The 19,239-nt window shown below is 36.8% G+C and carries 21 protein-coding genes and 3 pseudogenes; 23 read left to right on the top strand and 1 reads right to left on the bottom strand.

The annotated features are described in order from the left end of the window. Positions 1-9: 9 nt before the first annotated feature. The 22 genes and pseudogenes from QM911_RS01240 (at position 10) to QM911_RS01135 (ending at position 16,869) form a co-directional block, all read left to right on the top strand. Entirely contained in the window at positions 10-438 is a 429-nt protein-coding gene (locus tag QM911_RS01240) for a phage holin family protein (RefSeq protein WP_045616014.1), read from the top strand. Beyond that, positions 428-1,372, top strand: a complete 945-nt coding sequence (locus tag QM911_RS01235) for an autolysin (protein ID WP_414312859.1) — start codon at positions 428-430, stop codon at positions 1,370-1,372. The genes QM911_RS01240 and QM911_RS01235 overlap by 11 nt, the downstream gene beginning before the upstream one ends. Before the next feature lie 177 nt (positions 1,373-1,549). Beyond that, positions 1,550-1,657 carry a putative holin-like toxin gene (locus QM911_RS01230; RefSeq protein ID WP_080980497.1) on the top strand — a complete coding sequence of 36 codons (108 nt, stop codon included), beginning with the start codon at positions 1,550-1,552 and terminating at the stop codon, positions 1,655-1,657. Positions 1,658-2,005: 348 nt separating this feature from the next. Continuing rightward, a complete protein-coding gene (locus QM911_RS01225; RefSeq protein ID WP_414290845.1) occupies positions 2,006-3,247 on the top strand; it encodes a recombinase family protein in 1,242 nt (413 codons plus the stop codon). Then, positions 3,210-4,496, top strand: coding sequence for a recombinase family protein (locus QM911_RS01220; protein WP_269796929.1), 1,287 nt, complete (start codon positions 3,210-3,212; stop codon positions 4,494-4,496). Before QM911_RS01225 ends, QM911_RS01220 begins: the two co-directional genes overlap by 38 nt. Before the next feature lie 96 nt (positions 4,497-4,592). Next, positions 4,593-4,979: a hypothetical protein gene (locus QM911_RS01215; protein ID WP_414312858.1), complete on the top strand. Its 387-nt coding sequence runs from the start codon at positions 4,593-4,595 to the stop codon at positions 4,977-4,979. A gap of 45 nt (positions 4,980-5,024) precedes the next feature. Next, complete coding sequence (locus QM911_RS01210) at positions 5,025-5,648, top strand: GTP pyrophosphokinase family protein (RefSeq protein ID WP_139724020.1); 624 nt, start codon at positions 5,025-5,027, stop codon at positions 5,646-5,648. A gap of 1 nt (position 5,649) precedes the next feature. Next, the gene (locus tag QM911_RS01205) at positions 5,650-6,327 is read left to right on the top strand and encodes a response regulator transcription factor (protein ID WP_255777579.1); all 678 of its coding nucleotides are present in this window, start codon (positions 5,650-5,652) and stop codon (positions 6,325-6,327) included. Positions 6,328-6,340: 13 nt separating this feature from the next. Continuing rightward, on the top strand, positions 6,341-7,564 hold the full coding sequence (locus QM911_RS01200; protein ID WP_414312857.1) for a sensor histidine kinase: 1,224 nt from the start codon (positions 6,341-6,343) through the stop codon (positions 7,562-7,564). Positions 7,565-7,957: 393 nt separating this feature from the next. Then, positions 7,958-8,426, top strand: a pseudogene (locus QM911_RS01195) (sensor histidine kinase); the annotation flags it as partial. 117 nt (positions 8,427-8,543) lie between these two features. Then, a complete protein-coding gene (locus tag QM911_RS01190; RefSeq protein WP_414312856.1) occupies positions 8,544-9,665 on the top strand; it encodes an AI-2E family transporter in 1,122 nt (373 codons plus the stop codon). Continuing rightward, positions 9,652-10,947: a hypothetical protein gene (locus tag QM911_RS01185; protein ID WP_414312855.1), complete on the top strand. Its 1,296-nt coding sequence runs from the start codon at positions 9,652-9,654 to the stop codon at positions 10,945-10,947. Before QM911_RS01190 ends, QM911_RS01185 begins: the two co-directional genes overlap by 14 nt. 4 nt (positions 10,948-10,951) lie before the next feature. Further along, positions 10,952-11,050, top strand: a pseudogene (locus QM911_RS01180) (tRNA-specific adenosine deaminase); the annotation flags it as partial. A gap of 689 nt (positions 11,051-11,739) precedes the next feature. Further along, a complete protein-coding gene (locus QM911_RS01175; protein WP_414312854.1) occupies positions 11,740-12,492 on the top strand; it encodes a lysostaphin resistance A-like protein in 753 nt (250 codons plus the stop codon). 88 nt (positions 12,493-12,580) lie between these two features. Continuing rightward, the gene (locus QM911_RS01170) at positions 12,581-13,072 is read left to right on the top strand and encodes a phosphoribosylanthranilate isomerase (protein WP_414312853.1); all 492 of its coding nucleotides are present in this window, start codon (positions 12,581-12,583) and stop codon (positions 13,070-13,072) included. A 42-nt stretch (positions 13,073-13,114) separates the two neighbouring features. Then, positions 13,115-13,192 (top strand): annotated as a pseudogene (locus QM911_RS01165) (CPBP family intramembrane glutamate endopeptidase); the annotation flags it as partial. A gap of 16 nt (positions 13,193-13,208) precedes the next feature. After that, on the top strand, positions 13,209-13,619 hold the full coding sequence (locus tag QM911_RS01160; protein ID WP_414312852.1) for a hypothetical protein: 411 nt from the start codon (positions 13,209-13,211) through the stop codon (positions 13,617-13,619). A gap of 112 nt (positions 13,620-13,731) precedes the next feature. Next, complete coding sequence (locus QM911_RS01155) at positions 13,732-14,304, top strand: hypothetical protein (protein WP_414312851.1); 573 nt, start codon at positions 13,732-13,734, stop codon at positions 14,302-14,304. A 247-nt stretch (positions 14,305-14,551) separates the two neighbouring features. Then, positions 14,552-15,433: a diacylglycerol/lipid kinase family protein gene (locus QM911_RS01150; RefSeq protein WP_414312850.1), complete on the top strand. Its 882-nt coding sequence runs from the start codon at positions 14,552-14,554 to the stop codon at positions 15,431-15,433. A gap of 45 nt (positions 15,434-15,478) precedes the next feature. Further along, a complete protein-coding gene (locus QM911_RS01145; protein ID WP_414312849.1) occupies positions 15,479-16,357 on the top strand; it encodes a DUF4300 family protein in 879 nt (292 codons plus the stop codon). Positions 16,358-16,370: 13 nt separating this feature from the next. Beyond that, on the top strand, positions 16,371-16,553 hold the full coding sequence (locus tag QM911_RS01140) for a hypothetical protein (RefSeq protein WP_074325009.1): 183 nt from the start codon (positions 16,371-16,373) through the stop codon (positions 16,551-16,553). 4 nt (positions 16,554-16,557) lie between these two features. After that, positions 16,558-16,869 carry a hypothetical protein gene (locus QM911_RS01135; protein WP_414268233.1) on the top strand — a complete coding sequence of 104 codons (312 nt, stop codon included), beginning with the start codon at positions 16,558-16,560 and terminating at the stop codon, positions 16,867-16,869. A 61-nt stretch (positions 16,870-16,930) separates the two neighbouring features. Here the strand turns inward: QM911_RS01135 and QM911_RS01130 are convergent, their stop codons facing one another. Next, entirely contained in the window at positions 16,931-17,950 is a 1,020-nt protein-coding gene (locus QM911_RS01130; RefSeq protein WP_414312848.1) for a hypothetical protein, read from the bottom strand. Positions 17,951-18,199: 249 nt separating this feature from the next. On the opposite strand from QM911_RS01130, the gene QM911_RS01125 reads away from it, so the two are divergent. Continuing rightward, the gene (locus QM911_RS01125; protein ID WP_414312847.1) at positions 18,200-19,216 is read left to right on the top strand and encodes a hypothetical protein; all 1,017 of its coding nucleotides are present in this window, start codon (positions 18,200-18,202) and stop codon (positions 19,214-19,216) included. The last annotated feature ends 23 nt before the right edge of the window (positions 19,217-19,239 follow it).

Genomic DNA, 19,239 nt, shown 5'->3' with positions numbered 1-19,239 from the left:
GTATTAAAAATGGATATTGAATTGTTTAATTTTTTAAGAAAGCTCATCGAAACAGAAGATGGGCTTATTTTGTATGCGTTAGCGTTAATTGTCATCATGGAAATTGTAGACTTTGCATCAGGCACATTTGCTGCAATTGTAAATCCTGATGTTGAGTATAAGAGTAGAATTGGAATCAATGGCTTAATTCGAAAAGTCTTAGGGATTTTTATGTTACTGTTATTGATTCCGATGTCTGTTTTGTTGCCTGAAAAAACTGGATTTATGTTTCTGTATTCGATTTATATCGGATACCTAGTTTTTACTTTCCAATCACTAATTGAGAACTATCAAAAAGTAAAAGGGAATATTCTACTTTTTAAACCAATTTTAAAAGCTTTTGAACATCTAACTGAAGGAAAGTCTAACGATGATAAGGAGGATAATCATGGAAGTTGATAAAAGTAGATTACGAACAAATCTTCCTCAAATCGGTGAGCAACCCTATCGACAAGTTCATGCTCACTCTACAGGTAATCCTAACTCAACAGCACAAAATGAAGCGGATTACCATTTGCGTCGTCCAGTTGAGTCAGGATTTTTCTCCCATGTGGTAGGGAATGGTCGTATCATGCAAACTTGGTTAGTAGACCGAGGTGCTTATGATGTTGGTGGCGGATGGAATGTTGAAGGTTACGCTCAAGTTGAACTAATAGAAAGTCATGAATCTAAAGAAGAATTCATGAGAGATTATCGACTTTATGTCAAGCTATTACGTGAGTTAGCTGACGAGGCTGGAATCCCTAAAACTCTAGATTCTAGTAGTCTTGCTGGGATTAAAACTCATCAATTTTGTACTTACAACCAACCAAATAATGGAAGTGATCATGTAGATCCCTATCCATACCTTGCAAAATGGGGCATTAGTAGAGAACAGTTTAAGAAAGATATTGAATCTGGTCTAACTGAAGGAAACTGGAAACGAAACGAAGTTGGTTGGTGGTGGGAAGAAGCAGATGGCTCTTATCCAAAATCTCAATGGAAAAATATCAAAGGAGAATGGTTCTACTTTGATAATAGAGGCTACTGTTTCATCAATAAATGGTTCAATGATGGCAAGGATTGGTTTTATTTAGATAAGCGTGGTGCCATGGTTATTGGTTGGATGCATATCGATCATCGTTGGTACTATTTTAAGTCGGATGGTCGAATGGCTAAAGGTTGGGTAAAATATCGTGAAACTTGGTATTACTTAGATGAAAAAAATGGAGACATGAAATCTAAGCAATTTATCAAATCAGGAAACGGATGGTACTATCTCAAGTCTGATGGTTCTCTATCAGTAAAACCAGAATTTACGATTGAACCAGATGGTTTGATTACTACTAACTAAAAGAGTCTATAGATACTACTCTTAAAATAAATCCTTAAACAAAATAAACCACCGAAGTTGGTGGCTCATGTGGTATAATATCTATTGTAGAAAAGTGAAGACGGTGGCTCCTGATACCGAAAGAGAGGTGATGCCTATGGGTAAATCATCAAAATCTGACGGAAAGGAGGAGCGTGTTTGAGCTCATTTGAAGTCGTTCAGACCATCTTTGGTTTTGGTACTTTTACCATTGCTTTGATTGGTTTGTGCTATAAAATCTTCAAGGACGATGACAAAAAGAAATAACCCGTCCCCACTTTTGACCGAGTTGTTGGACGAGTTATAGTCTGATAATAGAGAGTCACCGTCTTTTTAACGGTTCTACATGGAGCTGAGTTGGCGCTCAGCTCTTTTTCTATGTTTATTATAACATAATGCGATTAAATTTCAAATAAAAAATCTAAGCCTGGTGAATTACATCAGGCTTTTTCTTTTTGATTTTTTCTTAAAACCGGAAAAATCTATCTTGAAAGTACCTATTTAGGTAGGAGGATCTGTAAGCACATTTTAGTAAATTATATGATTGCTGAATACTTGACTAATATTGGATTTAGAGTGATATATAGTGTGTAAAAACTTCTTATTGGAGGAAAAATGAATATAAGAAAAATTGAAGCAAAGAATAACAAAAGAAAAAAGAGAATTTGTGCATATGTTCGAGTTTCGACAACCAACGGAAGTCAAATTGATTCGCTAGAGAATCAAAAAGTCTATTTTGAAAAGTTGTATGCTGAACGTGAAGATGTTGATTTTTTGGGTGTTTTTTGTGACAGAGGGATTTCAGGTTCAAAGTATGAAAGACCTGAATTTCAAACTATGCTAGATGCTTGTAGAAAAGGTCAAATTGACGTTATCCATACTAAGTCAATATCTAGGTTTGCAAGAAATCTGATCGATGTTCTTGAAATCAGTCGAGAATTAAAAACTCTTGGTATTGATATCTTTTTTGAAGAACAGAATATCCACACCTTATCCAATGAAGGTGAAGTTGTCTTGACTATATTAGCAAGTTTGGCTGAGGAAGAGTTACAAAGCATGAGCGGAAACCAACGGTGGAGTTTTCGTAGAAAGTTCCAGAAGGGAGAATTACTCATTAATACTAAACGTTTTTTAGGGTATGATTTAAACGAAAAAGGTGAACTTGTTATAAACAAAGCAGAAGCTCAAATAGTAAGAACCATCTTTTATAGTTATTTAGAAGGAATGGGTACACATAGGATTGCTAAAAAACTTAATGAGGGCAAGGTTCCAACTGTAACAGGAAAGAAATGGTATGATAGTACAATTCGTAATATCTTAAAAAACGAAAAATACAAAGGCTCTTTACTGCTTCAAAAATACTTTCATGATGGTGTAAACGGTCCAAAGAAATTAAATCAAGGACAGTTGGAACAATACTATATCGAAGATAATCATGAAGGAATTGTTTCTAAGGAAATATGGGAGAAGGTTCAGGTAAAAATGAAAAGCCGTTCTCGAATTCAAGGTACAAATAAAACCTATAAATTTTCCAGAATGTTAAAATGCCAATATTGTGGTTCAACATTAAAAAGACAGGTATCTTATAAGAAAAAGATTGTTTGGTGTTGTTCCAAATATATCAAAGAAGGAAAAAATTCATGTAAAGGTATGAGAGTCCCTGAAAGGGATATTGAAGATTGGAAACTTAGTTCACCAGTAATTGTGTTAGAAAGGATTGAAGATGGAGAAAAACATTACAGTTATACCGGCCAAAAAACTTCAGCAAACAGTCAAATCTCAAACTCAGAAAAAGGTCAAGGTAGCCGCTTATTGTCGAGTGTCTACAGACCAAGACGAACAGCTATCAAGTTATGAGAATCAGGTCAATTATTACCGTGAATATATTTTAAAACATGAAGATTATGAGTTGGTAGACATCTATGCAGATGAAGGAATCTCTGCAACTAATACAAAAAAACGTGATGCTTTTAACCGACTAATACAAGATTGTAGAGATGGCAAGGTGGATAGAATTTTAGTTAAATCTATCAGTAGATTTGCCAGAAATACATTGGACTGTATCAAATATGTAAGGGAACTGAAAGAACTAGGTATTGGAGTAACGTTTGAAAAAGAGAATATTGATAGCCTAGATTCAAAAGGAGAAGTACTACTTACCATTCTATCATCACTCGCACAGGATGAATCAAGATCTATTTCAGAAAACTCAACTTGGGGAATTCGTAAGAAGTTTGAGCGTGGTGTAGTTCAGGTAAATACTACAAACTTTATGGGATATGACAAAGATGAAAAAGGAAATCTAATTATAAACTCTGAACAAGCAAAGGTCGTGAGGTATATATTTGATAGATTTCTAGAAGGATACAGTCCAGAATTTATTTCCAAAGAGTTAAGAGAACAGGAAATACCAGGTTGCACAGGTAAAGCAAAATGGTGTCCAAGTGCTATATGGAAAATGCTTCAAAATGAAAAATACAAGGGTGATGCCCTGCTTCAGAAAACCTATACCGTTGATTTCCTGACGAAGAAACGAATAGATAATGATGGACAAGTTAATCAATATTATATTGAAAACAATCATGAACCAATTTTAGATAAAGAGAAGTGGGAGATTGTTCAGTTAGAAATAGCAAGAAGAAAGAGATTTAGAGAACAACATAAGCTCCAATTTTATATCATGCAGAAAGAAAACAATCCTTTTACAACAAAAGTATTTTGCGCAGAGTGTGGTTCAGCATTTGGTAGAAAAAATTGGACGACAAGTCGAGGTAAACGTAAGGTATGGCAGTGTAATAATCGATATAGGATTAAAGGTCAGATTGGATGTTTAAACAATCATATCGATGAAGAAATGCTTGAGAAAGCCTTTATGAAAGCAGTAGGACTGTTTCAAGAGCATAGATCTGATGTGGTAGATAAGTGGCAAAAGCTAGAACAAGGAGCAAATCTTCTCCATAAGCACTATGCAAAGCAGATGTATCAGATACTAGATTTAGATAAATTTGATGGAGTTATCATGAATCAAGTTCTCGACCACATCAGTATTTCAGAAGCTGGACAAATTGTAGTAACTTTCCTTGAAGGAACTGAGGTAGATTTATAAGAGACTGTTACTGGGAAGTTACAGTCTTTTTAGGGGTTTAATGGTATAATGAGATTATAAATGTGGATATTGTTTAAATTCTCTGGAGGACTCATAATGTTGAATTTAGTAAAAGGTCACCAAGTTAGCTTGGTAGAGAACCTGTTTGAATCATTTACAAAGTTACCTGAACATCATTTGACGGCGAATGTACACGCAGAAAAAATATTAGAGGTTTTTCAACACTTTATTGCGATTCATGATGAGCCATTGTTTTTTATTTTAGAATTACCTGTCAGTATTGATAGAGAAAAAGTGATAGCAAAGAATATTATCAAGGAATCCCATAAGGATGTTTATTATATTAATGGTTGTTCAAGAGAGGAATGCCTAGCCCTGTTGATTAGATACGGTGATTTGCTTGTTAATGATGGACTAAGTAAGTTTGGATTTGGTGGGCATAAAAGTCATAGTCACAATCTCATGCTCATTCCTTATTTTTAAGCCAATCTATGTTATAATGAAGAAAAGCTATTAGAGAAGGTGTATATGTCAAATCAAAATATTTATGGGGAGTATGCTCAATACCTCCCCAAAATTTTACAAGAAATAACAGACCCCATTATTGCGGCTAATATTGCTAGCAAAAAAGAAACAGGTTTTAAACTCTATGAACATTTCATTTCACGGATTAAGGAAAGCGACTCCATGCGTGTAAAGTGTCGTAGGAAGAATTTGCCTGAGACCAGCCAGTCTGCCCTTAAGGAAATTCGTGACAGCATTGGAATCCGTATTATTTGTGGTTTTGTCAATGATATTTACAAGATCATCGAAGTAATCAAGGCTATTCCTGGTGTCATGGTCTACAATGAGAAGGATTATATTTCAACTGCCAAGCCTAACGGCTATCGCTCTTATCACCTCATTTTGCAAATGGAGACAAATTTTCCAGATGTCCTAGGCAATGATAAAGGGACCTATTTTGTTGAGGTTCAGCTTCGGACCATCGCTCAGGACTCGTGGGCCAGTTTGGAGCATCAGATGAAGTATAAACATGACATCAAGAATTCAGAAATGATTACCCGTGAGCTTAAGCGCTGTGCAGATGAATTAGCTTCATGTGACCTGACCATGCAGACCATCCGTAACTTAATTCAAGAAGGAAGTGACTAGAATGGCTCTGAAAATTTTATTGGCTGAGGACGAGGAAGCCTTATCTCGAGTTTATAAGGCGGCACTTGAGCATCAAGGTTTTGAAGTTGATCAGGCTTTTAATGGTCAAAAGGCAGTCGACCTAGCTGCACAGAATGCCTATCAAGTAATCATTATGGATATTATGATGCCTATCAAAACAGGTATTGAGGCCCTGAAAGAGATTCGCTCCTCTGGGAATACTACTCATGTCATTATGTTGACGGCCATGGCTGAAGTTGATGATCGTGTGACAGGACTTGATGCTGGGGCAGATGATTACCTGACCAAGCCGATTTCCCTAAAGGAACTTTTGGCTCGTCTGCGGTCGCTAGAGCGTCGTGTTAGTGAAACCTTTACTGCCAAAATTTTGACCCTTGGTTCTGTTCGCTTGGACCAAGAGGAGCAGGAGTTGGTAGCTGGCAACGCTATAAGACTTTCAAGTAGAGAGACCAAGTTAATGGCCCACTTCATGCTCAACCCTGCTAAGCAATTAACCACTGATCACCTTTTTAAAACTATCTGGGATGATGAGGAAGATGTGGACGAGTCAATTGTCTGGGTTTATATTTCCTATCTGCGCCAGAAATTGCAAGCTATTCAAGCTGATATCAGTATTCTTGGTGAAAAGGGTGGTGACTTCTGCCTTCTGCAAATTTAGAAAGGAGTAGTCCATGTTTAGACGTTTACGACTTCAGTTTATAACAATTGCTTCTTTGTCTATCCTCTTTATCTTGATCTTTATGGTAGGAATCATCAATGCTGTGAGTTCCTTTCAGACGGAGCAGGAAATTAGCAAGGTCCTCAACACACTCACGGAAAATAATGGAAGCTTTGGAAAAACCACAGAAATTGAGACCAATCAAGGACTTGAGATTCCTTCGGACAGTTTTCAATTTTTCAGCGTGACCTTGTCGGGTGATAAGGTTGTTAGCCAGGATACCAGTCATACGTCTCTAATAAACGACGAGGAAGCGGCTAGATATGCCCTGAAAGTTTGTCGCTTGACCAATAATCTTGGAACGATTAGAGAAAAAAATATCAATCTTAGCTATCAAGTTAGCAAGGTCAGTAAAGATAAGATTTTGGTAGTCTTTCTGGACACGACCTATTATTATAATTCTTCCCAATCCTTGTTCAATCTTTCTATTCTTTTATCACTGTTTGCCTTTATCTTTTTTGTCATCATTGTCAGTGCCTTATCAGGAATTGTCATTCGCCCCTTCATTCGAAATTATGAAAAGCAACGGCGTTTTATCACCAATGCCGGTCATGAATTGAAAACCCCGTTAGCTATTATTTCTGCTAATACGGAGCTACAGGAACTCATGACTGGAGAAAACGAATGGACCAAGTCTACTAACGACCAGGTGACACGTTTGACCAATCTAATTAATTCTCTTGTGGCTTTATCTCGTCTGGAGGAGCAGCCGGACATTGTTCTTCAAGATGTGGATTTTTCCTATATTACAGAGGATGCAGCCGAGGACTTTAAGGGACCTGTCGTCCGAGATGGCAAATCCTTCGTTATGGATATTACCCCAGATATCCATGTGAAAGCCGAGGAAAAGTCTCTCTTTGAACTTGTAACTCTCCTTGTGGATAATGCTAACAAGTATTGTGACTCTGAAGGAACGGTTACGGTAAGGCTCCGTCAAGTCGGAAGAACACGTAAACGGGCTCGCTTAGAAGTGTCAAATACCTATAAAGATGGTAAGACAGTCGATTATAGTAAGTTTTTTGAGCGCTTTTATCGTATCGAAGAATCTCATAATAACAAGGAAATTAAAGGTTTTGGCATAGGCCTATCCATGGCTCAAAGCATGGTCAAATTATTTAAAGGGCGTCTCTTTGCCTCCTACAAAGATGACACCATCACTTTTACAGTCATTTTGTAAGGATATTTTAAAATTGGAACTAGTAATGGTACCGAAGGGGGCATTATTGATTGTGAATGGCCTTATATCCTGGTTTGGTTTTGTGTTTATGAGAATGTCACAAATTCCAGAGTACTACAAGATTTTATCCTTAATTAAAATTGAGGAGTTGTAAACATGTAAAAAAGTAACGAGGAGCCCCGTGTTAAAATCCAATAAGCTGATTATTTTTTTAATTTCCCTACCTTTTCTGATGCTTATTGTTTTCTATTCGCTTAATGGGCATCCTGGATATAGTGATGATAGTAATTTCATCAGAAATCATGTTGCTGCTATTAATAGTGAGATAATCGCATACTTAGCCAGGAAAAGCAATGCATAAAGTCCGTGACCTTATTGCCAAACACTGCTAGAAGAGAATATGAAAAGCAACGGCGTTTTATCACCAATGCCGGTCATGAATTGAAAACCCCGTTAGCTATTATTTCTGCTAATACGGAGCTACAGGAACTCATGACTGGAGAAAACGAATGGACCAAGTCTACTAACGACCAGGTGACACGTTTGACCAATCTAATTAATTCTCTTGTGGCTTTATCTCGTCTGGAGGAGCAGCCGGACATTGTTCTTCAAGATGTGGATTTTTCCTATATTACAGAGGATGCAGCCGAGGACTTTAAGGGACCTGTCGTCCGAGATGGCAAATCCTTCGTTATGGATATTACCCCAGATATCCATGTGAAAGCCGAGGAAAAGTCTCTCTTTGAACTTGTAACTCTCCTTGTGGATAATGCTAACAAGTATTGTGACTCTGAAGGAACGGTTACGGTAAGGCTTCGTCAAGTCGGAAGAACACGTAAACGGGCTCGCTTATTAGAAGTGGCAGGAGTTGCACGCGATATTGCCGATCCGTGGTATACAGGAGACTTTGATGCGACGTACCGCGATGTGACATTGGGATGCAATGCGCTCTTAGAACAATTAAAAAAGGAGTTATAGTATGGATAAGATTAGAAAAGATTGGGCAGTGATGATTGCTCTGGCGGCTGTTTCGTTACTTGTCGTCTTGAATTTTAGCGCCATCCTCACATGGATTTCCGAATTTATTGGGATGATGTTCCCGCTTATTTTAGGGATGATTTTGGCATTTATTTTAAACGTGCCAATGAAGCGAATTGAACAAGTGTTGGAGAAGATAAACTTCCCGCAAAAGCTGCGTAGAAGTGTCGCAATCCTGAGCATTATTGTGATTCTGCTTCTGATTATTTCGCTGTTGATTTGGATTATTGCGCCGATGATTGCTAAAACCGTGTCGCAACTGGGCGATAGTGTAAATCACTTACTATTTGTGGTTGCGGATTTTGTACAACATTCAAAATTAATGCAATCCAGTGAAGTGAGTCAGATTACCGACTCACTAAGTCAAAGCAATATCGTATCGTCTGTCATTACATTCCTTGGCGGATTTACAACGAATATTTCAGGGCTCTTCTCAAATGTGTTCTCTGTAATTATGGGGATTTTCTTCATGATTAATATTCTCGCAAGTAAGGAAATGCTCGCACGTTTAACGCTTCGCATTCTTAATGTGGTCTTGCCAAAAGATAAAATCGAGCACATTACTTATGTTGGGGAAGTCATCGTGGATACGTATGACCGTTTCTTGATGAGTCAAATCATCGAGGCGGGAATCGTTGGGGTTATGATTTTTGCTGGATACTCTCTTGTAGGGTTGCCATATGCAGGACTTGTTGGGGTGCTGTCCGGAGTACTCTCATTCATTCCGTATATCGGGCCGTTTATGGCGTGCGGAATTGGAATGCTTTTCACCTTTACAGAAAGCCCAATTCAAGCACTCATTTCACTTGTCGTCTTTATGATCGTTCAAATAGTGGAAGGAAATGTCGTCTATCCGAAGGTTGTCGGCAGTTCCGTAGGTTTGCCAACGATTCTAACCCTTGCTGCTGCGTTAATCGGTGGAAATCTCTTTGGTTTAGTAGGAATGATTTTCTTCATACCAATTTTTGCCGTGATTTACCGTCTCGTGAAAGAATGGGTGGAGAAACATGAACAAGCTGCTTCAGTGGTAGCTGTAGGAGGTATAATTGATGAAGAAAATTAGTGAACTAGGGATTACAGGGAAAAAGCTCCTAATTGAAGGGATTGCATTCCTTATTGCTGGGGTGTTGCTCCTAATCTACGGACCAAGCTTCCCAGAATTGATGTTACGTCTGTTTTTAACATTCTTATGGGCTCGTGAACTATGGAATTTCTTGTTCCGTTGGTTTAGTAAGGCGGCGGCAAAAGATCCATTATGGCTGAATGTTGCTAAATTTTTCCTTTACGGATTTTTAGCAGGAAATCAATTTTTTATCTCGCTTCCGATTGCGATTGTCAGTATCTTGATGGGGCTTAACGAAGTGATGAAAGCGGCCACTAGTGGCGTAACGTACTATATTTATGTCAAAGACGGTATCCGTCCGCGACTGCGCTTGCTCATTGATACCATTTGGCTCTCAGTTGTCGGGGTAGCGACTTTACTGGCTCTTGGGGGCGACGGCAACTTACAAATGTTCTTCCTTGCGCTTTATTTCATCGGGCTTGGGACTAGTAACATTCGTGACGGCTGGTTCTTCGAGGCCGAAGTTGGAAAGAAAGTCCTTCGTAGACGCTTGCGTCGAGGGATGCCGTTGGTACTGGCTGCGATTATTCCTCGTGTGACTTTGCAAAAAATCAATGATGCGTTGGAACTTGGAGAAGGCGAAACAGCCTCAGAAATTTACGACCGTTCTAAAGAAAATGCCGAACCAAACTTGGAGATGTTTATTCACGTCACAAAAGACGGCTTTGGGGCAATCGGGCATGTCGATATTTGTTATAAGGGACGTATCATTTCATTCGGAAACTACGATACGAATTCGGAGCGTCTCTTTGGAATGATGGGTGACGGAGTGCTTTTCAGTGCCGACCGTGAAAAATACATCGAATTTTGTAAACGCGAAAACCATAAGACCTTACTCGGTTATGGCCTAGCCTTATCTCCAGAACAAATGGCTGCCATCGATCAGGAAATCGCCAAACTGATGTCGCTCACAGTGCCATGGGATCCACCAAAAACCGTGAAACCAGCACATCCTGGCATCGACAAGGAAGAGCCGATGTACGCCTATAAGCTTAAACAAGAAACGGACGCAAAATTGTATAAGTTCGTCTCTTCAAAATTCAAGACATATTTTGTCATGAGTACAAACTGCGTGTTACTAGCAGATACCATTGTCGGAACAGTAGGGACCGATATTTTAAGCGCCCGAGGATTTATTTCCCCAGGGACGTATCAAGATTACTTAGATAAGGAGTTTGAGAGACCGCACAGTCTAGTCGTGACTAAGCGCGTCTATCAGTAAGAACATGGAACTTCAGGAAAAAGAATTCTTTATCCGAGAAGCACTGAAGGAAGCCCAGAAAGCCTATGACCAAGCAGAAGTGCCAATCGGGGCTATCGTGGTCTTGATAAGATAAGAAAAAGAAATGCTCAAATCAGATTTGATAAACATTATAACTAAGATAGACAAAGATGATATAAATTAACGTTTTGTTTGACAGGCAAGTTCTTTTTTTATTAAAATAATTGTAAGTAAAAAAAGAGTGGGTATTTTCTGGTAAATTTCAAAAATAAAACCTTGATTTGGCGCCATTTCTTTTCTGTTCTTCTCGCAGGTGCGAGAGTAACCCCCTTTTGTTGAGAATTTATACCTTTTTAAATGAAAATAATACAAGTAGGACACTTCTAAAAGTGATCTACTTTTTTTAAATAGTTTCATTCTAAAGTTTAATTTTAAACAACGACTCACTCACTTTCATTCTATAATATAGAAGTTTGCTAGCACCACATGTTGAGGCAGTATCACTGCTTGTACGAGCTGAGGCATCAGCGAAGTAGAAGCAGATGTTCCGCCCATGCGATAGCTGTCGTAGAGTAAGGAGTGAACGACGAAACGATACGGTTACAGCGAACCGCCGAGTGCGTAGCTTTGCTCGTAAAAGCCTAGAAAGCTTGGTATGAATCAATAATGAAAAGCCTTGATTGTAAGGCTTTTTTGTGTTTTTGTGATAGAATATAGGTAGTTATAATCGAGAGCAAGTAAGAAGCAGTAAAAAAATTTTATACGTAGAATAATCAAGATTAGGAAGAAAAAATGACAGAAATTGACAAAAAGAATTTAAAAAATTATCTTTATTGTACATTTGGAATTACTTATATAGCTTGGGGGATTCTTGCTATCTTTACTCAATCTCATATTTTGGGATTAGAAACGATTATAGGTAGAATATTACATATAGTAGGTGCACTTGGACCAGCTATTGCAAGTGGCTTTTATTTGAAAAGGAATAATATAAAATTTCAACATTTTCTATTTAGTAAAAAAGGAAATAGTAGTATTTATTTCATTATTCATTTGTTAGCAATTTTGATACTATTTTCTGTATCTTCCTTAGAATTAAATGAAGTATCAATTTATCTGATGCCATTATTCTTTATACAACTAATTTTTTTTGGTGGTGGACATGAAGAATTAGGATGGAGAGGAATATTACAACCATTACTTGATAAAAAATATACTTATTGGCAATCTAATTTTATTGTAGGATCAATTTGGGGAATATGGCATCTGCCTTTATGGTTTATAGTTGGAGAAAGTCATCAAGGATTTCCTTTTATTCTATTTTTTATATATACATTATTTTTAAGTTTTGTTTTAGGGCTTCTTTACCGTCAAACGAAATCTGTGGGATACTGTATATTATTTCATGCGTTTGCAAATTTGTTAAATCTCTATTTTGTGTTAAAAATTAATGTTATTTTTATTATCATTTTTATTGCTTATTTAATTTATACAATATTGGCGAGTAATAGAATTAGTAAGGAAAAGAATTTATATCCAAAATAACAGGATATACTCTAGAAAATGAAGATGATTTTGTTCAAGGTAATAAAGAAGAAATAACGAAGATTTATATGAAAGGTTTAGAGTAAACATGAGTCTCTTATTTGAAGAATTTAAAACCATTTGTTTCCATTTAAATCGAATCGGAATTACACCGACACTGATGGGTTCTTTGGGATTGGAGTTTAGAACAAAAGAAAATTGGGGGCCGTCTGACATTGACATTCATGTACCTGGTGACCCTAGAGGTTGGGAAGCACCTGACCATCTCAGAATTTATGACTGGGACAAGATAATGAAAGTGATGAAAGACTTAGGCTACGTCTTAATAGATATTCATGAGCATGAATTCCAAAAGGATAGAGAGAGTGTTGAATTTGGAAGTATCGATTCCTTACTTGATTTTGCAGGAGTTTCGGAATCGGATATAGAGCTTATTCACATTGAAGGCATCACTTTTCGTCTTCCAAGTCTGGTGCAGTATCTAAGTATTTACAAAGCTTCTTCTCAAGACTCCTATCGAAATGAGAAAAATAACAATAAGGATTTTAAAAAGATCGAGTGGCTGGAAAAACATTTGTAAATTATCATATGAAAAGTAGTAAGTTGTAAGACTGACTGCTATGTTATTTTTATTGGTTATTTAATTTATACTATATTGGCTAGTAATAGAATTAGTAAAGAAAAGGATTTTAAATTTTAGAAAAGGAAGTATTATCATGGGAATATTTGATGATTTTAAGTACAAAGAAAACTACCAAAATGAAGAAAAAGTAATTGAAGTACTTAAAAAGATATTAAGAGCAATTCATCTAAATAACTATAGAGATATTATGGATTGCGTTGATGGTTCAGAAGTTGATGATATAAGAGAGTTACTTGAATATATTGACGATTCATTACAATTAAATGATTTTGATAAAATTGATGAATATGGTGTCGAATGTAATTTCAATCCGAATTATGAGTATTCTCAATTACAAGTTTATGAATTTAATGATCAAACTGGCTTTGCTGTTGAATATGAGATGACTTCCGATTCTGAATTGGTAGATTTAACCCTACAATTAGAATTTTTATACCAAGAGGATGATTACAAAATAACTTCTATAGATGTAGATCCTGGCTAAACTATACTTATTTATCTTTGAAATTAAATACATGTGTATACTTAGGATAGATAATTAGGTTGTAAGTTGCATAGAATCTCGGTTAGTTTTTCAAATATTGAGAGGATTAAAGATGTATCTATTGGAATTGTATCAAGCTGATTATCAAAAGGATTTAGTCGCTTTTGATTCTGTAGAAGAAGGACGGGAATTTGTAACTCAAATCCCGGGATATACTTTAGAAACAGAAGATGGGTTTGAAGTGGAGTATGTTAATCCTAAACACTTGCCGGATTATATGGAAATTGTCTTCAATGGTAATATTGTCCCTTTATCTAGATTTTCGTTTAATCCTGAAGAAAATGTGGACATTATTTGGAAAGAAATTTCGAATCTATCCGTTAAAAACGATAAAGTGATCGAAGGAGCTACAAAAATCGATGCCTATGTCGTTAACAACGATGAAGCGAAATCATATGTCGAAGCCAGAGAAGCAAACTTCCGTAAGGCAAAAGCATTCTTCGAAAGCAAAGGGTATGAAGTAGAAAGAAGCTATTTTGGAAGCGAAGATGGCGAAGCAATTCTCTACAGAAAGAAAGGCTCCAAAGATTGGCACTTCTTGTGTCACTTGGACCCCATGTTTGTAGAAGTTGAAGATGTAGAGGGATATGTGGAAGAAGCGATGGAAGAGTTTTTGTATAGTTAAACTTATAAACTCTTCACAAATTAATAAACCAATCGAAAGGAAATATCGGTTGGTTTTTTAATGCTCATCTTGTAAACTTGCTAAATAAACTAGAATCAAGTACAATGAGTTTAGATAGTTCTATATGTATAGTTTTTAACTCAATATAAAACTATCTATCTAATACGACATCAAATAAGTGAATGAGAAACAAAAAGGTTTTTTAATTGACCTATATTGTTTTTTAAATCTTTAAGGAGAACAACAAATGAAAAAAATTATGGTAATCATCAATCCAACATCTGGTGGCGAAAAAGCTTTGGATTATAAGGTGAAACTGGAGAATAAAGCTAGAGACTATTTTGAACATGTGGAGATTAAAATAACGGAGAAAGCGCAAGACGCCACAAACTTTGCAGAAGAAGCTTCTCAGGAGCGATATGATGCTGTTCTTGTTTTTGGCGGAGATGGGACTGTCAATGAAGTAATCTCTGGTATCGCGGAAAAAGACTACATTCCTAAACTTGCGATTATCCCAGGAGGAACTGGAAATCTCATTACGAAACTGTTAGAAATCAATCAAGATATTGATGGTGCCATTGACGAACTCGATTTTAATTCTACGAATAAGATTGATATTGGAAAATCTAATGGGCACTATTTCGGATACATTTTTAGTATTGGTTCACTGCCAGAAGCGATCCACAACGTTGGGATAGAAGATAAAACGAAGTTTGGCATGCTTGCCTATGCGATTAATACTATGAAGTCAGTGGTTACAGATCAAGCATTTAACATTACTGTTGAGACTGAAAAAGGAAATTACATCGGCCCTGCCAGCCATGTCTTGGTTCTCCTTACCAACTATTTCGCTGACAAAAAAATCTTTGAAGAAGACAAGGATGGTTATGCCAATATTTTGATTTTAAAAGATGCCTCAATCCTTACTAAATTGTCAGTTATCCCTGATTTATTAAAAGGGGATGTCGTCGTAAATGATAATATCGAGTATATAAAAGCTCGTCATATAAAAATTTCTTCTGATTCTGAATTAGAAACAGATGTTGATGGTGACAAATCTGATGACCTACCAGTAGAAATCAAGGTGCTAGGTCAGCATATCGAAGTCTATTCTCAACCGAAAGAATAATGATTTTTACTCTAAACAACAATTTTATTTAAAAAAGGAATGCCTATGAAATTTAAAAGATTAGCGACTATTGGTCTTTGCTCAACACTTCTTTTGACCATAGTAGCTTGTAGTCAAACTCAAAAGACTTCTGATAGTACTGCTGAAACTTCAGTGACTCAATCACAGTCGAATCAGGTTTCCTGGAAAGCAACTTATAGCAATTTGAACAATCAACCGAGTGCAGAAGAAGTTCGAAAAGCCTTGGCTGCACATTTGGATAAAGATAGTGTCGATGCATTTTTCAACCTTGTCAATGATTACAACGCGATTGTCGGCTCAGTAGGCTTAACTGGGGATTTTTCTACATTTACCAAAACAGACTATGATGTTGAAAAGATAAGCAATCTTTGGGCTCCTAAAAAGGGTGATTTTGTCGGTACCAACTGTCGTATTAACAGTTATTGTTTATTGAAAAATTCTATCGAAATTCCTAAATTAGAGAAAGATGATTCTCTCTTGTTTGTCGATAATGATGCCATTGACAAAGGTAAGGTCTTTGATGCAGAAGACAAGGATGCCTTTGATATTTTATTCTCAAGAGTCAAGACCGAAGCAACGACAGATGTCAAAGTTCATGCTGCAAAGATGGAACAATTCCTTTCTCAATTCAAGTTTAATGAAAATGCAAGAATGCTCTCCGTAGTCGTCCATGATGACTTGGATGGTCAATCCCTCTTTATTGGCCATGTCGGGATACTTGTACCAAGTGAGGACGGCTATCTCTTTGTTGAAAAGTTAACCTTTGAGGAGCCTTATCAAGCCATCAAATTTGCGACCAAGGAAGATTGTTACAAATATCTAGATACAAAATACGAAAACTATACAGGAGAAGGTCTAGCTAAACCATTTATTATGAATAATGATAAGTGGGTTCAATTTTAAGGGAATAGACATTATGGATGCATTGTTTGGAATGATAGTCTTATTCCTAATTGGAGTATGGGCTGTTTGGGTTATCAAAGGAAACCAGCAGAGACCCAGAAATAATGAAAGATTTATTGGTTATATCAATCGATACGATGAAGATGGAGAACCCTACCAAGCTGAGGTTTGGGAAGTCAGTGAAGATGAGGACTAAACATATGGAATTACAAGATTTTACGAAACAAGAACAAGAAATGATTAAAAAGGGACTGACTTTTTCTAAGCTGAACGATAAGGAAACTGCTGACAAAATTATCGCGTTGATCCCTCAAGAATACATTAAGCGTATTCCATTTTTTGTTAGAAAACACGCAATTACGCGTACGATTAAGAGAATCTCTTTTGAATATCCGGAATTGTATGCTGTAGCTGAACAAGAAGGCCAACTTCCCAAAAAGGAAGCTCAAGAATTGCGACAAATTCTTACAGATATTTTCCAAGAAAAAATGAATAAGCATAAAATCAAGTAGGAGCGCCTAAACGCTCATCTATTTGATTATATGCTTACTAATGTCTAAAGCTATCACTCCATCATTCCCACATGCTATGCTGGGCTCTGACTCCATAGCTATCAATCGAACCATCTGAATTGAACTTGGATTCAATACGATACCTTTTCCAGAGGTCGTAATCTGCTGTTTGAATAGTTAGGATAAAGTTGTTATCCTTATCAGTGACATTATAATCAGCTGGATTGACTTCAAAGATATCGATTAATTTTCGTGTTTGAAAGTCTTGGAGCTTGAGATTTGCTAGCTTGACATGATTGATGGAAATTTCTTCTAGTTGATTGTTATCCTTAGGTGTTCTGTAATAGGTGATGACGCAGTTTTTGAGCTGATCAGTGTCTTTACCTGTGGGAGTAAGGCTCATAAAGCCGTAGGACTGATTATCCCGCTTGACTTCGAGAAGCTGACCGTAGTAGAAGTGGTCGTTTTTGGGATTGGTGATGGAGCTCTCTGCGCTTTTATCTCCAAAGGTATAGCCTTGGTCTAAAAGCTCGGAAGCCTTGCTCTCACCGATAATGACAGTAGTATTTTGAATGGTTACTGGAACAGGTTGAGCCGGAAGACCACTCATCATCATGCAAAACATAAAAACATAACTCGTTAAAAAAGCTGTTCTGATAAAAGTGTTGGTTGATGCATAGACATGACTGTTATGAAAGTTTTTTCTTATAGCTAGTACAACAAATTTACCAATACTTTTTAAAACCATACTAACAAGTACGATAAAAAATTGTTTTTTCAAACATTCATAAATGGCTTGAGGAAAGCTATTACCATGATAGTAGAAGCCAGCCAATACGAGTAGGTTTACGATTAAATAGATTAGCAAGAACCAATGAATCTCTTTAAGGGCATTAGCATCAGTGATTTCTTCATAGTCAACGTGAATTCTTCCTTGAATAGCATGGCCGAGTTTATAGATCCATTTTGGGACATCTTTCCCTTTTTTAACCGCAACTACAAGTCTAATATAGAGATAGATAGTAAAGCACAAGGATAGAAAGAAAAGAGCATAAAATCCTAAAACAATAGTGGTGAGCATGACTACTTCCCCCGTTTTTCAATTGCTAGAGAACAATTTTGTTAGCTCCATTATAGCACTTTCTAGGGAAATATAGCTAGAAATATCAGCAGTTTCCTTAAAGATAAAAAGATGAGAATCATTGCCATTTAAGCTTTACCGATTGTGCTGATAGAAGGAGGCCCCTTCTTCTTAATGGTTTTATTGATTGGGAATTGGACAATAAAGAGAAAGATAAGATTTGAGAGAGCGCGTAAAGGGTAGAGAGACATGGGTAGAACGGTGATTATAGGTACTTTAATAGTTTTTGCAATCTTTAATCTGCTACTCGGTCTGGGTTTTTATCTCTTTCTAAAAAAGAGGAAAGAGAATGGACAGTCATTGTACGAAACTCCAGTAAATCAACAAACTCGAACAGAAAAACTGGGTCTAGGAGAGATTTTGGTCTACCTGTCCCTGATTTCAATAGCAGGGATCTTTGCTTTTCAGACCTTAAATAGAGGTGGTGTGGGGAATTCTATTTTAGCAAAAATGATCCTCCTCCCAGCTATAATGGCTCTTTTTAATGCAAGAAAAAGGACTGGAAAGTCTTTGCTTGCCCTCCTTATAACCTTGATGGTCTTTTTAGTAGGCGTCATGTTTAATCTCACGATTGGTTTGCCACCTCAAGCACCAATTTTGCAAATTAATGAAAGTAAAATCATTTTAGCAGAAACCAAAGCAAGTAATCTGATGGAAGCTGGGTTTGATATCTATGTAAGACAAGGTGATGGTGGTAGCGACTATGAAGAGCTCCTGACAGATGGCAGTTTCCAGAAGTATTCGGGAGATAAATCAGTCACTATCGAAAAAGGCTTCAGACTTGATAGCAATGCAGTCCCTTACGCTCCATATCTAATAGCAAAAAATGGTATAGTGCTGGGGAGTATTTCCTTTTACGGTGCTGAGGACCAGAATGTGGCTTTAGAAGATTCTATGGTTATTCAGATTCGATTTAATAAGGACAGTATTGAAGAAGCAAAGAAACATTCTATCACTTTCAAGTTAGATGAACTCGACTTAACTAGTCGACTGGACCTTCCACTTGTTCAAGAAACTTTTAAAAAGCATCTATGGTCAATTCCCCCATCAAATACAAGTGATGTCACTCAATTGTGGTATGGATTACAGTGGTCAAGTAACAGCGACTCTCTATTTTGGAATGAGTATTATAGTCTTATCCGTCTAGATGAAAATTATTTGATGACTGATTTTGAACTAGCTGCCAAAGTAGCGCGTGATGAGTAATACGATTTTGAATAGTTGAATTT

This window comes from Streptococcus infantis (genome assembly GCF_047460825.1).
Taxonomy (GTDB): domain Bacteria; phylum Bacillota; class Bacilli; order Lactobacillales; family Streptococcaceae; genus Streptococcus; species Streptococcus infantis_V.
Note: the sequence above shows the minus strand (reverse complement) of the source record. Positions and strands in the feature narration are given on the sequence as shown.

Coding starts and splice junctions, on each gene's coding strand:
- QM911_RS01225 (WP_414290845.1), top strand. CDS start 2,006: ATGAATATAAGAAAAATTGAAGCAAAGAATAACAAAAGAAAAAAGAGA.
- QM911_RS01240 (WP_045616014.1), top strand. CDS start 10: ATGGATATTGAATTGTTTAATTTTTTAAGAAAGCTCATCGAAACAGAA.
- QM911_RS01155 (WP_414312851.1), top strand. CDS start 13,732: ATGTATCTATTGGAATTGTATCAAGCTGATTATCAAAAGGATTTAGTC.
- QM911_RS01175 (WP_414312854.1), top strand. CDS start 11,740: ATGACAGAAATTGACAAAAAGAATTTAAAAAATTATCTTTATTGTACA.
- QM911_RS01235 (WP_414312859.1), top strand. CDS start 428: ATGGAAGTTGATAAAAGTAGATTACGAACAAATCTTCCTCAAATCGGT.
- QM911_RS01205 (WP_255777579.1), top strand. CDS start 5,650: ATGGCTCTGAAAATTTTATTGGCTGAGGACGAGGAAGCCTTATCTCGA.
- QM911_RS01210 (WP_139724020.1), top strand. CDS start 5,025: ATGTCAAATCAAAATATTTATGGGGAGTATGCTCAATACCTCCCCAAA.
- QM911_RS01140 (WP_074325009.1), top strand. CDS start 16,371: ATGGATGCATTGTTTGGAATGATAGTCTTATTCCTAATTGGAGTATGG.
- QM911_RS01145 (WP_414312849.1), top strand. CDS start 15,479: ATGAAATTTAAAAGATTAGCGACTATTGGTCTTTGCTCAACACTTCTT.
- QM911_RS01170 (WP_414312853.1), top strand. CDS start 12,581: ATGAGTCTCTTATTTGAAGAATTTAAAACCATTTGTTTCCATTTAAAT.
- QM911_RS01150 (WP_414312850.1), top strand. CDS start 14,552: ATGAAAAAAATTATGGTAATCATCAATCCAACATCTGGTGGCGAAAAA.
- QM911_RS01190 (WP_414312856.1), top strand. CDS start 8,544: ATGGATAAGATTAGAAAAGATTGGGCAGTGATGATTGCTCTGGCGGCT.
- QM911_RS01200 (WP_414312857.1), top strand. CDS start 6,341: ATGTTTAGACGTTTACGACTTCAGTTTATAACAATTGCTTCTTTGTCT.
- QM911_RS01125 (WP_414312847.1), top strand. CDS start 18,200: ATGGGTAGAACGGTGATTATAGGTACTTTAATAGTTTTTGCAATCTTT.
- QM911_RS01215 (WP_414312858.1), top strand. CDS start 4,593: ATGTTGAATTTAGTAAAAGGTCACCAAGTTAGCTTGGTAGAGAACCTG.
- QM911_RS01135 (WP_414268233.1), top strand. CDS start 16,558: ATGGAATTACAAGATTTTACGAAACAAGAACAAGAAATGATTAAAAAG.
- QM911_RS01160 (WP_414312852.1), top strand. CDS start 13,209: ATGGGAATATTTGATGATTTTAAGTACAAAGAAAACTACCAAAATGAA.
- QM911_RS01185 (WP_414312855.1), top strand. CDS start 9,652: ATGAAGAAAATTAGTGAACTAGGGATTACAGGGAAAAAGCTCCTAATT.
- QM911_RS01130 (WP_414312848.1), bottom strand. CDS start 17,950: ATGCTCACCACTATTGTTTTAGGATTTTATGCTCTTTTCTTTCTATCC.